Source organism: Mycolicibacter virginiensis (genome assembly GCF_022374935.2).
In the GTDB taxonomy this organism is placed as follows: Bacteria; Actinomycetota; Actinomycetes; order Mycobacteriales; family Mycobacteriaceae; genus Mycobacterium; species Mycobacterium virginiense.
Genome location: NZ_CP092430.2, coordinates 136,371 through 150,128 on the forward strand (window position 1 = coordinate 136,371; position 13,758 = coordinate 150,128).

Consider the following 13,758-nt stretch of genomic DNA (forward strand, 5'->3'; position numbering starts at 1 on the left):
CGCCTACTGCCCCATCATCGAGAGTCCGTCGAGGACGTACGTCAGCCCGAAGTCCGGGCCGTAATCCGCCAAGGTTCCGGTGCCGCAGCCTAATTGCCGCAAATGCATCATGTTGCACAGCTCCTTGGTGCTTTGACTGTCGACCAGGCTCTTGTCGACCAGGGTGTGAGCCCGGATCGCCCCGTTGTTGGTGTCGACGGCGTTGTAGATGTTGTCCAGCGCCAGCGGTAGCAGGTCTATTAGCTCCGCCAGGTCGCGCTGCTTATCCACGAGGGTGGTTACGGCAGTGTCGCCGTTGAGGATGCTCTGCTTGAGGTTGTCACGGTTGGCTTGCAGCAGGGCGGTCGCCTGCGTGATGATCTCGTTGAACTTACGCCCAGTGCGTCCCGCCCCGAAGTCCTCGTCGGCGAGCATCTGACTCAATTGGCGGGTGGTGGAACCGAATTGACGCAGCCTCGCGTCATTGCGGGCCGCCGCGTCCATCAGCGAGCTAAGATTGACGATGATCGAGGTCAACTGATCACCGGTCGCCTCGCCGCGGTCGGAGCTCAGTCGCAACGCCCGAGACAATTCGCTCAGGGCCGACTTGATCTTCGCGCCGTTGCCGCCGGCGATGTCGGCGGCGGCGTTGATCACGTCGGCTACCGGCCCGTTGCCGTTGCCGTCGCCGCTGAGCGACTTCGAAACCCTGTCGAGCATGTCAAGCACACGATCGAATGCCACTGGTGTCCGGGTGCGGTTCAGCCCGATAGTGGTGTGGTCGGCCAACACCGGACCGCCGGTATAGGCTGGCGTCAGTTCGACTTGCCGAGCGGTGAGGATCGAGGTGTTGATGGTCACCGCGTGCACGTTGGCTGGGATCTTTACGTTGCGGTCGACGGTGAACTCGGCCTCGACGTACCCGCCCTTCGGGGTGATCTTGGTGACCTTGCCCACCGGCATTCCGAGCACCGCAACCACATTGTCCTCGTAGAGGCCTGCGGCGCTGCCGAATTGGGCGGTGACGGTGATGTGTCCGCCGAACGGGTTGAGGTAGTAGGCGGCCACGGCAGTGACGAGCAGTACTCCTGCGGTCAGCGCACTCACCAGCGCGGCGACACGGCGGCGGCTGCGGGTGGCGGTCGGCGGGGCGCTCATTTGCAGTCCTTGAAGTACTCGATCATGCCGAACTGCTTGGCGCGGCCACTGATCGCGCACATCCACGAGTCGATCGCCATCCCGTTAACTAGGTAGGTTTCGAAAGCCGGTCCGTAGCCGGTGGCATTGGTCAGACCCCGCAATGGCGGCGGTGCGGCCTGCAGCAGGCTGCGCAGCAGGTCGTCATGCTGGCCGAGCATGTCGGATAGCGCACGCAGGTTGGCCAGCATGTCGTCGAGCATCGTCCGGTCGCTGACCACGATGTTGTTCAGTTGACCCACCAGACTGGTCAGCGCAGCCAGCATGGCGTGGAAGGTGTGCTGTCGCGCTACCAGTTCCCCGAGGAAATCCTGGCCCTGATCGACCAGGTTGCCCAGGTTCGTCTGCTGGTTGTGCAAGGTGTTGGCCACCCGCTGGGTGCTGGCGAGCAGGGTGCCGAGCTGATCACGCCGGTCGGCGGTGATCTTCGACAGCGTGTGCAGATTGGCCATCGCCTGTGGAACCACCGGGGGCAGCCCGCTCAGCTGTTGGCCGAGCACGGCCAGGGACTGGCCGAACTGGTCGGAGTCGACCTGGTCGAATGTGGTGGTGGCGTCCTCTAGCAGCGACTCCAGCGAATAGGGCACCTCGGTGTGGGCGAGCGGGATCCGTTTGTCGGGCAGCGAACCCGGGCCGTCGGGTTCCAGTCGCAGGTAGCGCGACCCGAGGATCGTCATCACCTGGATTTTGGCCCCGGTGTCTTTGCCCAGCGGAATGTTGTTGCGCACGGTAAAACCGGCCTCGACGTGATCGCCGGCGAGCCGCATGCTCGTTACCCGGCCCACCTCGATGCCCGCGATCACGATGGGATTGCCCGGCGCCAGCGCCGCGGCCTGGGCGAACTCCGCGGTGTAGCGGGTGTAGCCGAAGCCGGCCAGCTTGACCAGCAGCGCCGCGGCGACGACGACCGCGACAACCGCCAATGCCGCGAACCCCAGCCAGGTGGTGTTGTAGGACTCCAGTGTCCGGGAGCGCCACCTGCGGAGCGACTGATTATCCATTGACGGTGTTCCTGCATCTCGGGGTGTGCCAGGCCAGGTTCTTCATGGTGATGGGCGTGGCGTTGCCGGGCGTGGCGGCGTTGACGATGATCGTGGTGATGTCGTTGAGGCCGGGAAAGAACCCGGTGATGTTCAGGTCGCAGACATACGTGGAGCCGTAGGCGCCGTCCCCGAGTACCCGACCCAGGCCTTTGAGCAGCAGTGGCAGGTTGTCGCCGGTGAAAGCCAGCTGCGGCTCGATTCCGGCCATGTGCTTGGAGAACCCGGGTTCCCGGTTGATCATCTCATCCAGGGAGGGGAAGACCTCGTCGGCGATCGTCGACAGCTGCCGGGTCACCTGGGCCAGGGAGCCGACCGAGGACTGCAATGCCGGGCGACGCGAGTCTAGGTCGGCGACCGCTCGCCGGGCCTGCGTCAGCGCGTGGTCCAACTGATCGTTCTGCCCGGCGATGGTGCCGGTAAGCCGGTTCAGGCTGGTGATGAGGTCGCCGAGCACCTCGTCGCGCCCGGCCAGCGTCGCGGTGAGCGTCGACGACTGATCCACCAGTGCGGTGATAGACGCCTGGTCGCCTTGCAGCGACTCCAGCACACCCCGGGTCAGATCGTCGGCCTGCTTGGGATCCAGCAGCGACATCAACGGTTTGAAGCCGTTGAGCAGCGCGCCGACGTCGAAGGACGGTTCGGTGTGGTCCACCCCGATCACGCCGCCGCGGGGCAGCACTCGTTCGTCCCCCCCGGTGTACTCGCCGTCTTTGCCCAGCGACAGCCCGAGATAACGCTGCCCGATAATGTTCTGGTAGGTCACCGACGCGACGGTGTTGGCATACAGCTTCTGGTTGCTTTGGACGATGAACGAGACCTTCGCTAACTTCCCTTCCAATGCCACCTCGTCGACCCGGCCCACCCGGACCCCGGCCATCCGGACGTCGTCGCCTTCGCGCAGGCCGTACACATCGGTGAACACGGCCGCATACGGCGTCGTCGCACCAGAGACGTCGCGGCGCAGCGTGGCATAGACCAGCCAGGTCAGCACCATCGAGACGACCATGAAGATGGACAGTCCGATCAGCGGGCCGCGGAATCTCATTTGTGGCCTCCCGTGTCGGCGGGTACGAACGAGACCGCGTTACCGCGGGCGACCGGGCCGAGCAGCAGCTGCGCCGCCACAGATGCCGGCTCACGCTGGCCGGTGATCAGGCCCAGCTGGTTGCGTTCGGCCTGGCTGCCGACCGGACCCACGTTGCCGCCGAAGGCCGCGGGGGCCGCGGGCGCCATCGGGGAGGCCGGCTGCCACTCCGGTGCATGCGGCAGTGACGGGATTGGCGGCTCGGGCGGAGGCGGCGGGCCGAGGTCGAGCGGGTCGCCGGTGCTGGGAATCCGGGGGGCCGGGCCGGTCCACCACGGCAGCGGCGGGTTGGTGCCCTCCAGGCTGCGATTCGGGTTGACCAGGGGCGGTCCGACGGCACGGAGGTTCCCATCCGGGCCGATCTCGGTGCCCGCCGGCGGTTCCAGGCCGGCCGGGAAGTGGTAGTTCTGCGGCAGCATGTTCTCAGGCAGCTCGGAACGCACCTCGATCATCGGCGCGGTGAAGCAGCTCGGCCCCTTCAGCTCGCCGTACTGCGGGCAGTCCGCGCGGGTGTAAGTGTGCATCGGGGTGAACGACAGGTTGAACCGCGTGTTCTTGGAGACGAGGTCGGGGTCGTAGAAGTGGTCGAAGAATTTCTCGGAGAGCCGATTGACCCGGGTGAAGATCGGGACGTACTTGTCGGCGTTGTTGGCCAGCACGCCAACAACGGGCGTGAGGTCGTGGGTGATCTGGATCAGTTGGTCGATGTGGTTGTCCAGGGCTTCCCGGGCCACACCCACGGTGTGCTGGCCACCGCCGACCAACGAGGCCAACTCGGCGCGCTTCTGGGCGAACGCGCGCATCGGTTCGACGGCCTGGTGCAGCGCGTCGACGAGGTCGGGAGCGGTGGACTGCAGGCCATGGGTGGCATCGAGCAAGGCCGAGACGGTCGATGGGCCGGGGTCGGTGGCGACGATGCCGTTGAGCTGATCGAGCAGCCGGGACATGTGCGCGCCCGCATTGAGCAACGCGACGCGCCGATTGTCGGTGGCCGCGCCGACGGCGGCCAGGATGCCCAGACTGTGGTCTTCGCGCCCGCGACCGGTGGCGGCCAGGATGTCGCGCAGTTTGGACACGGTGGTCTGGAAGATCACCGTGGACAGTTCGCCGTTCTCGGCGATGTGGGTGCCGGTACGGATGGTGGGTCCACCGGTTCCGGAGTCCACCAGCTGGATGGACGAGACCGCGAAAACGTTGGACGGCACCACGCGGGCGGTCACCGAATGCGGGATGTCCTTGGCGTAGTCGGGCTTGAGGTTGATGTGTACGTAGTTGGGTTTGCCGTAGGCGGCGGGGATCACGTCGGTGACATTACCGACTAGCAGGCCATGGTACTTGACGTCGGACTGGGCCGGCAGCCCGTCGCCGACGTTGATCAGGTCGGCCACCACCCGCACGTAGGAGTTGAGCATGCCGGTGGACTTGGCCAACAGGCCGCCGGTGGTCAGCGCGATCACCAGCAGGACCGCGATCCCCGCGCCCAGCAGTTGCTGTTCGGAGGGGCCGCGGCCGTCGGTGTCGAGCGAGTTGGCCATGTCAGCCACCGAACCTTGCGCCGGCGTCGATGCTCCACAGCGCCATCGTCAGCAGCATGTTGACCATGATCACGATCGTGATGGAAGCCCGCATGGCCCGGCCGGAGGCCACCCCGACGCCTTCGGGTCCGCCGGAGGCGTAGAAGCCGTAGTAGCACTGCACGGTAGAGGCCAGCCACACGAACACCACGCACTTGAGCACGGAGTAGACGATGTCCTTGCCGCTCAACATCATTGTGAAGTAGTGCGTGTACGGGCCGATGGAGCCGCCGCCGATGATGCCGGTGACCAGCTGGCAGGTCAGGTAGGTGATCGCCAGACAGGCCACGTAGAGCGGGATCACCGCGATGGTCGCGGCCAGCAGTCGGGTGGTGACCAGGAACGGAATGGGCCGGATCGCGATCGAATCGAGGGCGTCGATCTCCTCGGCGATTCGCATGGCGCCGAGCTGCGCGGTGAAGCGGCAACCGGCCTGCATCGCGAACGCCATCGAGGCCATGATCGGTGCCAGCTCGCGGGTGTTGACCAGTGATGAGATGATGCCGGTCGCGGGCCCCAGCCCCAGCAGATTCAGAAAGTTGTAGCCCTCGATCGCCACCAGCGCACCGGCGGTGAAGCCCAGGACGATCGCCACCCCAGCGGTGCCGCCACCCACCACGATGGAGCCGTTGCCCCAGGCGATGTCGGAGAGCAACCGCAGAAACTCCTTGCGGTAGTGACGTAGCACGGTCGGAACACCGGCCGCGGCGCGGCCGAAGAACACCAGCATGTGTCCCAAGCGGATGGTCGGCTCGGACGCCATCCGGTAGGCGCGCAGCAGCGGGCGCGCGAATGCCGGGACATAGGACGACGCGGTCATCTCACAGCCCCGTCCGTGGGTAGAGCACGTTATAGAGCTCGCTGATGCCGACATTGACGATCATCAGAACCAGGATCGACTCGACCACCGAAGCGTTCACCGAGTTGGCGACGCCGGCCGGACCGCCGCGGGTGGACAGTCCCTTCTGGCAGGACACCACCGCGACGATCGCGCCGTAGACCACGGCCTTGATCAGCGCGACGATCATGTCGCCGGTGGTGGCGAACGAGGAGAACGTGGCCACGAAACTGCCGGGCGCGCCCTTCTGGAAATACACGTTGAACAGGTAGCTGGCCAAAAAGCCTACGAAGCAGGTGATTCCGGTCAGCGCTACGCCGATCATGATGGCCGCGGCGAAGCGGGGGACCACCAGCCGACGGATCACCGAGACGCCCATCACCTCCATGGCGTCGGTCTCCTCGCGCATGGTTCGCGAACCCAGGTCGGCGGTGATGGCCGACCCGACCGCGGCGGCCATCAGCATGGCCGCCACCAGCGAGGCAGCCTGCCGGATGACAGCGAGCCCGGCAGCCGCGCCGGCCAGTGAGGTGGCGCCGACCTGGTTGGCCAGCAGCGCGAACTGAATGGAGAGCGTGACCCCGATCGGCAATGCGACCAAAACCGTCGGCAGCACAGCGGTGTTGGCCATGAAGGCGCTCTGCCGGACGAACTCGCCCCATTGGAATCGGCCGCCGAACAGGTCGGAGAAGAAGTACTGCACGGTGCGCACCGCCAGGACGCACTGTTCGCCGACGGTGGTCAGCGAGGCCAGCGGGTGGCGGTTGACATAACCGGCGGTCCAGTCCTGGATGGCTGCCACTCCGTCGAGCGCAGGCTCGGCGGCGAGGTCGCGGTCGTCCTGGGTGGTCATTTGTCGCCGATCGTGGTCGTGAGATCACCTGAGGTTGCCGTTCGCGGGTGCGGCAGATGATCCATGGCGGCCACCATAGTCAGCGTTCGTACTCCGCGGTAGGGTTCGGAACTTCTCGGACCAACTGGTGGGTAGATAAAAAGGATACGCATGGCTACCAAGGGGGATGAGCTCATGGGGTCTCGCCGCGACCTTTCATCCGGACATGATGTCGGACACAATGCCCCGGCAAGGGCGCTTCAGGCAACATGACTCCGGTTATGGCGGAGTTACCGGCCAGTAGCACGCGTTTTCGTGGTTTTGGCATCCTCGTGCGGGCGTCGATGGCGATACTCGACCGGGACAAGCGCGAGACGTGGAAGGAGATCGGGGCGGTGCCGAAGCGGGCAGGGTGGACCCAGATCGCTGCCACAGTCGCGTGTGCGACGGCAGTCACCGGTGTGCTGGCACCGGGTTCCGCGCTCGCCGACCCGGATCAGCCGCCGGCGCTTCCGGGATTCACCCCCGCGCCCACCGACTGGTCTCCACACATGGACATCTGGCCGTACAGCACCTTCACCTATCAGGTGACGCCCGAGATGATCGGCGGCATGTCGGATTCGTGCCAGTGGTTCAACGCGCAGTTCGACCCGTTGATGGGGCAGATCAACGCCTTCAACCGCAACCTTGCCGACCACCGCGACGCCTACGCCGGCGTGCAGTCGCAGGCGGATGCGGTGGTGGCCAACATCGACCGGTCGACCGGCTTCCTGGGGCCACGACTGCAGCCGTTGACCATCCGCAACACCCCCGACAACTTCGGTCCCTACTCGCCGATCTACGGCGGGGAACAGCTGACCGGCGTGCTGTTCCAGCTGTCGCGCATCGCCGACAGCATGCGCAAAAAGCAGCCGGCAGGCTTCACCCGCCCACACATCGACTCCGCAATCGGATGGGCCAACGCCCTGCGGAATTCCCGGGCCTGCACCTAAGCGGCGATTGCAAGCGCGGCGAAGCCGGGCGCTGCAGGTCGCCGCCATCAAGCGAGAACCCGCGGGAGCGGGTTGGGGTAGGTTCGGGGGGCGTTGCGGCCGGACGGCCCCCAGCAGGCGGACCACGAGAGGTAGTTCAGGTGTCGGACCGTGAGGACGAGCAGGCGGCTACCGAAACCGAGGCCGTGGAACCGGCGGTCGAGACCGTCGACACCGAGACCACGGACACCGAGACCGCCGATACCGAGTCCGCCGAGGGTGCGGTCGACGAGTCCGCCGACGAGTCCGCCGACGACTCCGCCGACGAAGCCGACAAGCCCAAGCAAGGCATCGGCGGCCTGAAGCCGAACCGGCGGTGGGTCGCCGCGGCGGTCCTGGCGCTGGGCCTGATCGGGGCGGCCTACGAGGGCTGGCTGCTGTTCGCCCACCACCAGCGCACCGTGGCCGCCGCGCAGGCGCTGGAGGCAGCCGAGAAATACACCCTGGCGCTCACCAGTGTGGACCCCACCGCGATCGACAAGAACTTCGCCGAAATCCTCGACGGAGCCACCGGTGAGTTCAAGGACGTCTACAGCGCGTCCAGCGAGCAGCTGCGCCAACTGCTGATCGACAACAAAGCGTCCGCGCACGGCACCGTCATCGACTCGGCGGTCAAATCCGCCAGTAAGAACAAGGTCGAGGTGCTGCTGTTCGTCGATCAGTCGGTGAGCAACAAAACCGCACCCCAAGCGCAGATCGACCGCAGCCGCATCGTGATCACCATGGAGAAGGTGAACGGCCGTTGGCTGGCCGCCAAGGTCGAGATGCCCTGACCGCGGGGGGTTCTGAACTGTTCGTCAGAATGTGATTATTCGTGATCGAATGTGTGTTTCATTGAGTGTGTGAAATTGGCTGAGTGGGCGCGGATACTGGGGGTGCATCCGCAAACTGCGTATCGGTGGTTCCGGGAGGACCGGATGCCGGTGCCTGCTCGCCGGCTGGAGTCGGGGACGATCTGGGTCGACGTGGCCGACATGTCGGCTGCCGGCCGCACGGTCGTGTATGCGCGGGTGTCTTCGCACGATCAGCGTGCGGACCTGGAGCGCCAGGTCGCGCGACTGACGCAGTGGGCTACCGCCAGGGGGTATGTGGTGGGCGAGGTGGTGTGCGAGGTCGGGTCCGGGCTGAACGGGAAACGGCCGAAGATCCGGCGGGTGTTGTCCGACCCTTCTGCCAGTGTGGTGATTGTGGAGCACCGTGACCGGCTGGCCCGTTTCGGAGTCGAGCATCTCGAAGCCGCGTTGTCCGCGCAGGGCCGGCGCATCGTGGTGACAGATCAGGGTGAGACCGAAGACGATTTGGTGCGCGACATGATCGAGGTGCTGACCTCGATGTGCGCGCGCCTCTACGGTCGGCGGGGAGCGCGTAATCGGGCGATGCGGGCGGTGACGGCCACCAAGCATGTCGGGGCTGGTGTGGATGGCTAGGTTCGAGGTGCCTGAGGGCTGGGTGGCGCAGGCGTACCGGTTCGGCCTGGATCCCACGCCAATTCAGTTGCGGGTGTTGGCGTCTCATGCTGGTGCGGCACGGTTCGCGCATAATCACATGCTCGCGTTGGTGAAAGCGGTAAACGATCAGCGGGCCGCCGAACGGTCCTACGGCATCGCCGAGGATCAGTTGACCCCGGTGTTGGGGTGGTCGTTGCCGGCGTTGCGCAAGGTCTGGAATCAGCGCAAAGCCGACTGTGCTCCGTGGTGGGGCGAGAATTCGAAGGAGGCCTACAACACCGGGCTGGATGGGTTGGCACGCGGGCTGGACGCGTGGTCGAAGTCCCGCAAGGGCCAGCGCGCTGGCCGCGCGGTGGGCTTCCCGCGGTTCAAGTCGGCCCGTGCTCGGCGCTCGGTGCGGTTCACCACCGGGGTGATTCGCATCGAGGCTGACCGCCGGCATGTCAGCCTGCCGCGGCTGGGTGCGGTGCGCACCCATGAATCGACCCGCAAGCTGGCCCGTCGCATCGAGGCCGGCACGGCGCGGATCTTGTCGGCCACCGTGGGTCAAGACAGTGCCGGGCGTTGGCATTGCGCGCTACAGACCATCGTCGCCGCCAAGACCCGACCCGCGCACGCTCTGCGGTCGGTGCATCCCGTCGTCGGGGTTGATGTTGGGGTGAAAGCGGACAGTCTGCTGGTCGTGGCGACACCGGACGGTGTCGAGGTCGATCGGATCCCGGCGCCGAAGTCCCTGAGCGCGGCGCAATCCCGGTTGCGGGCGTTGCAGCGCCGAGCCGCCCGCCAACACGGCCCCTATGACCCGGCCGCCAGGACCAGGCGGGCTCCGTCGATGCGGTGGCGGCGCACTCAGGCCCGGATCGGGCGCACCCATGCGTACGCCGCGGCGGTGCGCCGCGACGTACTGCACAAGGCCACCACCGTGCTGGCCCAGCAGCACCAGGTCGTGGTGGTCGAAACTCTGAACGCCGCGGGCATGCGCTCCAAAGGCGGCGCTTACAAGCGCGGGCTCAACCGTGCCCTCGCCGATGCTGCGCTGGCCCAGATCCGGGGCATGCTGGGCTACAAGACACAGTGGTACGGCTGCCATTTGGTGGAGGCCAACCGATATTTTCCGTCTTCGAAGTTGTGCACGGCGTGTGGGAGGCGAAAGCCAAACCTCACCCTCGCCGATCGAGTCTTCGCCTGTGACGAATGCGGTACGCGGGTCGATCGTGATCTGGGTGCTGCAATCAACCTCGCCCGACTCGGCGTACCCACACCCGTGGGTGAACGGAGTCCCGCCGGGAGTGGCCCGGTGGCAGGACGTGGAGCCACGCGTGAGACCGAACCCGCGCCAGCGGGCGACGCCGCCGGTGATGAAACGTCAACCCCGCACCACCACCCGGTGGATCAGACGGGGACCGCCTCACCGCAAGGCGAGGCTGCCTGATGAACGAATGCACTCACATTCGCTCACCAAAAGGCAACGGCTTAACGGCCCAGCCGCCTTTCCATCGCCCAGATCAACACCTCCGACGGCGCGACCGCAGCCAGGCGTTGACCACCGCCGCCGGTGAAGCGGACCGCGTCGCCGGCATCCAAGGCGCCGGCTCCCTCCAACTCGACACCGCCGAGGGCGACGAACAGGTGCACGTACGGGGCATCGGGCACCTCGACGCTGTCGCCGGACTGCAGCCGAGCGGCGTAGAGGGTCGCGTCGGCATTGCCCACAGTGATCGCGGCGTCCTGGTCGCGGCCTGAGGCGACGGTGACCAGCCGGCCGCCCGCCAACGCGTCACCGATCTCCTGCTGCTGATAGCCCGGTGGACGCCCCGGTGAGTCCGGCATGACCCACATCTGCACGAAATGCACCGGTTCGGAAGAAGATTCGTTCTGCTCCGAATGGAGAATGCCGGTGCCCGCCGACATCCGTTGCGCCAGACCGGGATGGATGACGCCTGCGTTGCCGATCGAATCGCGATGGCTCAACGCGCCGGACAGCACCCAGGTGACGATCTCGGCGTCGCGGTGGGGGTGGGTGTCAAAGCCGGCACCCGGTTCCACGACATCATCGTTGTTGACCAGCAGCAGCCCGTGATGGGTGTTGTCCGGGTCGTAGTAATCGTTGAACGAGAACGAATGCCGCGAGTTGAGCCACGGCGCCCGAGTGGCCGCACGGTCGTCAGCCCGTCGCACCTCGAGCAGGCCGGTCATGACTTCCAAGGTTAGCGTGCCAATGCGGCTGGTTCCGCTGGTCGCAACCGGTTAGCCTCGGTCGGGTGAGCCGCCCCAGCCTGCAGCACCTCCAGGTGGACGGCCTCATCGCGGCGGCCGGCGGCGACCCGTGGGCGATCGACGACAGTCTGCAGGCCGGCAGCCCCACCCAGATCAACTTCCTGGCCCAGGCGTTCCACTCCGCCGCAGGCTCGGCCACCTCGGCCGAGGAAACCTTTGTCACCGCCCAGCAGCACTTCGAGCAGTACAACCGGGAGAACGGCGAGCAACCGATCAACAACAGCGCCGAGGTGCAGCGGGTCAAGGACGGCCTGCACGCCACCAACCAACAGCTCGGCCAGATCGCGGCCGACCTGGAGACCATCGCCGCCGCCTTGGCCCAAGCCCGCACCGCCTCGCTGGCCAACATCACCGCGCTCAACGCCAACCTGATCGTCCTCGACGCCCGCATCGGCGTGTACCTGGAGCAGGAGAGCCAGGGCCACGACCACGACGCGGACATCGCCCAGTGCCGCCAGTTGGCCGAGGACGACACCGAGACCGCGCTGCACAACGCCACGGTCATCCGCAACGGCTACTCCAAGACCTTGCAACAGGCCTTGACGAACCTGCGGGTGCGGGACGGCTACGACCCCGACATCGCGGTGCGCAAATTCGACGCGGACGCGCCGACACCGCCACCGGGACCGGTGCCCGACGACCCGAAACAGTTCAACGACTACTGGAACAGCCTGACTCCTGGACAGAAGGACTGGCTGTATAACTCCGACCACAACATCGGCAACCATCCGGGCATGCCCTGTGATCCGCCGGATCATCTGGGCTACGACCACTACAACAAGCTGCACCTGGCCGACGAACTCAGCCGGGCACAGGGCGCCGCCGCGCAGGCCGACGCGTTGAAGAACCAGCACCCGGACTGGGCTGCCGGCAACAACATCCCGCGACCCAACGAGCCGGGAGCGATCTTCGCCGACCGCGTCGCCTACGAGAATTGGCAACGTCAGTACGACGCGGCAAGGGACGGCGCGAAGTACCTGGACGACCTCAAGGCCGTCGATTCCGCCGTCAGTGGCAGTCCAGACCGCAAGTTGATGCTGCTGGACACCCACAGCGGCACCCAGGCCCGCGCGGCCATTGCCGTCGGTGATCCGGACAAGGCGACCCATGTCTCGGTCACCACGCCCGGGCTGAACACCACGGTGCACGGAGGCATCGGGAATATGACCGAAGAAGCAACCAACGTCAGACGGGAAGCATTGCGGCAATTACGGTTCGAGCCGGGACGCGAGAGCGATACCGTCTCGACGATCGCCTGGATCGGGTACGACCCGCCGCAGGTTCCCGGCTTCGACGACAAGACCGCATCGCTGGCCGGACTCTGGGGCGTCACCCACGACGACCTCGCCAGAGCCGGCGCCCACGATCTGGCTCGCTTCTACGACGGCATCCAGGCCTCGCACCTGGGCGGCCCCGCCGACCTGACCGCGATCGGGCATTCTTACGGGTCGCTGACCACCGGACTGGCCCTGCAGGAGCCCGGCGATCACGGGGTGTCGCGGGCGCTGTTCTACGGGTCTCCCGGCATCGAGGCGTCCACACCGGGGGACCTGCACCTGCAGCCTGGTCAGGTGTTCGCCATGGAAGCCCCCGACGACAAGATCCAATGGGTCTACGACGCCAGAGCTGTCGGCCAGGGCATTCCGATCATCGGCACCTACCTCAACAACGAGCTCGGCGACTTCGGGCCCAACCCGGCCACCAACCCCGAATTCACCCGCTTGGCCACCGGACCCTCCACAGTGACCGACGGCCACGGTGGCACCATCACCCTGCAAGAGGCTCACGGGCACAGTGACTACCCCCGCTTCCCCGACGGCGGAGGCCTTCGGACGACCAACTACAACATCGCCGCGGTCCTCGCCGGCCTGGGCGACAAGGCGGTTCAAGGAAATTGATGTTTCACCAAGTGTCCCCACCCCAGCCGCGACGATGCCTGTTCGCTGTCTTGGCCATCGTCGCACTAACCGCAGGATGTCACGTGTCCCAACCATATGAACCCACTCCGCCCAGCGTCGCCGCCGAGGCCTTGGCCGTTCTCAAGTCGTTGCCGTCGTTTGAGGACACTCAAACTCAGGTAGCCGCCACGATGAATGAAATAACCGCCGCCGCAAAACAACTCATCCCGTCCATCGTCTGGGAGACCCTGGACGAGGGAGATGGCGGAAATTGCGAGCGGCCATATGAGCAAACCGACGGTAAGCGTTACTTCCTGCCGGACGCGGTTGCCCGGGATGTCACGGTGTCAGAGCAGGCCTGGGCCAAGCTCGAAGAGGCCGCCAAGGCGGCGGCCGCCAAGCTGGACGCCACCGAGATTCAGGTCATGCAAGATCAGCCGGGCAATCACGACGTCGGGTTCTATGGCCCCACCGGTCTTTTCATCAAAGTCGGCTATCGGGGAAACCTCGTGGTTTCCGGCTACACCGGCTGCCGGCTGCCGCAGGACAAGAAGTAA

General features: G+C 66.1%; 13 protein-coding genes. 6 read left to right on the top strand and 7 right to left on the bottom strand.

Features of this window, described 5'->3' with window-relative positions:
* Positions 1-3: 3 nt before the first annotated feature.
* From MJO54_RS00705 to MJO54_RS00730, 6 genes are read right to left on the bottom strand one after another with little or no spacing between them, the layout of a single operon-like run.
* A complete protein-coding gene (locus MJO54_RS00705) occupies positions 4-1,137 on the bottom strand; it encodes an MCE family protein (RefSeq protein WP_082108104.1) in 1,134 nt (377 codons plus the stop codon).
* Positions 1,134-2,177 carry an MCE family protein gene (locus MJO54_RS00710; RefSeq protein WP_047320374.1) on the bottom strand — a complete coding sequence of 348 codons (1,044 nt, stop codon included), beginning with the start codon at positions 2,175-2,177 and terminating at the stop codon, positions 1,134-1,136. The genes MJO54_RS00705 and MJO54_RS00710 overlap by 4 nt, the downstream gene beginning before the upstream one ends.
* Positions 2,170-3,264, bottom strand: coding sequence for an MlaD family protein (locus tag MJO54_RS00715; RefSeq protein ID WP_046283295.1), 1,095 nt, complete (start codon positions 3,262-3,264; stop codon positions 2,170-2,172). The genes MJO54_RS00710 and MJO54_RS00715 overlap by 8 nt, the downstream gene beginning before the upstream one ends.
* Positions 3,261-4,838, bottom strand: coding sequence for an MlaD family protein (locus tag MJO54_RS00720; protein ID WP_047320375.1), 1,578 nt, complete (start codon positions 4,836-4,838; stop codon positions 3,261-3,263). Before MJO54_RS00720 ends, MJO54_RS00715 begins: the two co-directional genes overlap by 4 nt.
* A 1-nt stretch (position 4,839) precedes the next feature.
* Complete coding sequence (locus MJO54_RS00725; RefSeq protein WP_047320376.1) at positions 4,840-5,697, bottom strand: ABC transporter permease; 858 nt, start codon at positions 5,695-5,697, stop codon at positions 4,840-4,842.
* A 1-nt stretch (position 5,698) separates the two neighbouring features.
* Positions 5,699-6,568 carry an MlaE family ABC transporter permease gene (locus MJO54_RS00730; protein ID WP_047320377.1) on the bottom strand — a complete coding sequence of 290 codons (870 nt, stop codon included), beginning with the start codon at positions 6,566-6,568 and terminating at the stop codon, positions 5,699-5,701.
* Positions 6,569-6,891: 323 nt separating this feature from the next.
* On the opposite strand from MJO54_RS00730, the gene MJO54_RS00735 reads away from it, so the two are divergent.
* From MJO54_RS00735 to tnpB, 4 genes are all read left to right on the top strand, one after another.
* The gene (locus MJO54_RS00735; protein WP_052956957.1) at positions 6,892-7,539 is read left to right on the top strand and encodes a hypothetical protein; all 648 of its coding nucleotides are present in this window, start codon (positions 6,892-6,894) and stop codon (positions 7,537-7,539) included.
* A 185-nt stretch (positions 7,540-7,724) separates the two neighbouring features.
* On the top strand, positions 7,725-8,351 hold the full coding sequence (locus MJO54_RS00740) for an Rv1363c family protein (protein ID WP_047320411.1): 627 nt from the start codon (positions 7,725-7,727) through the stop codon (positions 8,349-8,351).
* 69 nt (positions 8,352-8,420) lie between these two features.
* The gene (locus MJO54_RS00745; protein ID WP_047320378.1) at positions 8,421-9,005 is read left to right on the top strand and encodes an IS607 family transposase; all 585 of its coding nucleotides are present in this window, start codon (positions 8,421-8,423) and stop codon (positions 9,003-9,005) included.
* A complete protein-coding gene (gene tnpB, locus MJO54_RS00750) occupies positions 8,998-10,458 on the top strand; it encodes an IS607 family element RNA-guided endonuclease TnpB (RefSeq protein WP_105294448.1) in 1,461 nt (486 codons plus the stop codon). The genes MJO54_RS00745 and tnpB overlap by 8 nt, the downstream gene beginning before the upstream one ends.
* Positions 10,459-10,499: 41 nt before the next feature.
* On the opposite strand, the gene MJO54_RS00755 is transcribed toward tnpB, so the two are convergent.
* Positions 10,500-11,222, bottom strand: coding sequence for a pirin family protein (locus tag MJO54_RS00755; protein WP_047320379.1), 723 nt, complete (start codon positions 11,220-11,222; stop codon positions 10,500-10,502).
* Positions 11,223-11,287: 65 nt separating this feature from the next.
* Between MJO54_RS00755 and MJO54_RS00760 the strand changes: the two genes are divergently transcribed.
* On the top strand, positions 11,288-13,201 hold the full coding sequence (locus MJO54_RS00760) for a putative alpha/beta hydrolase (RefSeq protein ID WP_047320380.1): 1,914 nt from the start codon (positions 11,288-11,290) through the stop codon (positions 13,199-13,201).
* Positions 13,201-13,758 carry an LppA family lipoprotein gene (locus MJO54_RS00765; protein WP_230987334.1) on the top strand — a complete coding sequence of 186 codons (558 nt, stop codon included), beginning with the start codon at positions 13,201-13,203 and terminating at the stop codon, positions 13,756-13,758. The genes MJO54_RS00760 and MJO54_RS00765 overlap by 1 nt, the downstream gene beginning before the upstream one ends.

What these genes read in the sequence shown, in the direction of transcription:
- MJO54_RS00705 (WP_082108104.1), bottom strand. Translation starts at nt 1,137, where the DNA reads ATGAGCGCCCCGCCGACCGCCACCCGCAGCCGCCGCCGTGTCGCCGCG.
- MJO54_RS00710 (WP_047320374.1), bottom strand. Translation starts at nt 2,177, where the DNA reads ATGGATAATCAGTCGCTCCGCAGGTGGCGCTCCCGGACACTGGAGTCC.
- MJO54_RS00715 (WP_046283295.1), bottom strand. Translation starts at nt 3,264, where the DNA reads ATGAGATTCCGCGGCCCGCTGATCGGACTGTCCATCTTCATGGTCGTC.
- MJO54_RS00720 (WP_047320375.1), bottom strand. Translation starts at nt 4,838, where the DNA reads ATGGCCAACTCGCTCGACACCGACGGCCGCGGCCCCTCCGAACAGCAA.
- MJO54_RS00725 (WP_047320376.1), bottom strand. Translation starts at nt 5,697, where the DNA reads ATGACCGCGTCGTCCTATGTCCCGGCATTCGCGCGCCCGCTGCTGCGC.
- MJO54_RS00730 (WP_047320377.1), bottom strand. Translation starts at nt 6,568, where the DNA reads ATGACCACCCAGGACGACCGCGACCTCGCCGCCGAGCCTGCGCTCGAC.
- MJO54_RS00735 (WP_052956957.1), top strand. Translation starts at nt 6,892, where the DNA reads ATGGCGATACTCGACCGGGACAAGCGCGAGACGTGGAAGGAGATCGGG.
- tnpB (WP_105294448.1), top strand. Translation starts at nt 8,998, where the DNA reads ATGGCTAGGTTCGAGGTGCCTGAGGGCTGGGTGGCGCAGGCGTACCGG.
- MJO54_RS00755 (WP_047320379.1), bottom strand. Translation starts at nt 11,222, where the DNA reads ATGACCGGCCTGCTCGAGGTGCGACGGGCTGACGACCGTGCGGCCACT.
- MJO54_RS00765 (WP_230987334.1), top strand. Translation starts at nt 13,201, where the DNA reads ATGTTTCACCAAGTGTCCCCACCCCAGCCGCGACGATGCCTGTTCGCT.